1 protein-coding gene is annotated in these 753 nt (G+C 44.5%); it reads left to right on the top strand.

The annotated features are described in order from the left end of the window. Positions 1 to 114: 114 nt before the first annotated feature. Positions 115 to 690 (top strand): DUF4126 domain-containing protein, encoded by a 576-nt coding sequence (locus RR876_RS16845; protein ID WP_332637172.1) that lies wholly within the window; start codon positions 115 to 117, stop codon positions 688 to 690. The last annotated feature ends 63 nt before the right edge of the window (positions 691 to 753 follow it).

The following is a 753-nucleotide window of genomic DNA, read 5'->3' as shown; positions in this document are numbered from 1 at the left end:
AAACAGTTACCCACTGTTTTGAATAAAAGCCCTATCACTCGATAGGGCTTTTTTGTTCGTTTAAAATATGAAATAACAACATAGATTCATCAAGCAAAAATAAGGAAAACCAACATGGAAACAATATTAGGACTTTGTATCGGCGTAGGGTTAAGCGCAGCCTGTGGTTTCCGTGTCTTTGTGCCTTTATTGGTGATGAGTATTGCAACTTTGTTGGGTTGGTATGAACCTGCCAAAGGCTTTGAATGGTTAGCCATTCCATCTGTATGTGCTGCACTCGGTTTTGCGACGATCTGTGAAATCACAGCTTACTATGTGCCGTGGGTGGATAACTTATTGGATACGATTGCCACACCTGCCGCCGTCGTTGCAGGTACACTCAGTACCATGGCAGTCAGTAGTGGAGAAATGTCACAGTTTGCGACGTGGGCAGCCGCGCTCATCGTAGGTGGTGGCACGGCAGGCATCGTGCAAATGAGTACCGTTGCTGCACGTGGTGTCTCGACCGCAACCACAGGTGGATTGGGCAATTTTGTTGTGGCGACAGGTGAACTGATTGGCTCGATTGTCTTGTCGATTTTGGCATTTGTGATGCCTGTGGTGATGACGGTATTGGTGATTATCTTCGTGATTGTGGTTGCACGTTGGGTTCACTCAAAACGCCAACAAAAAATCAGCCATTCCTTATAAATGTAATAACACCAATAACAACCTGAATGATGAATTAAAGATGATGATAAGAACGCAATGTAT

The organism is Acinetobacter sp., from assembly GCF_036666595.1.
Taxonomy (GTDB): domain Bacteria; phylum Pseudomonadota; class Gammaproteobacteria; order Pseudomonadales; family Moraxellaceae; genus Acinetobacter.
The sequence above is the reverse complement of the archived record's forward strand: the minus strand, read 5'-3'. Positions and strand labels throughout refer to the sequence as shown.

Excerpts from the sequence above, each read along its gene's own strand:
- RR876_RS16845 (WP_332637172.1), top strand. The coding sequence starts at position 115 with ATGGAAACAATATTAGGACTTTGTATCGGCGTAGGGTTAAGCGCAGCC.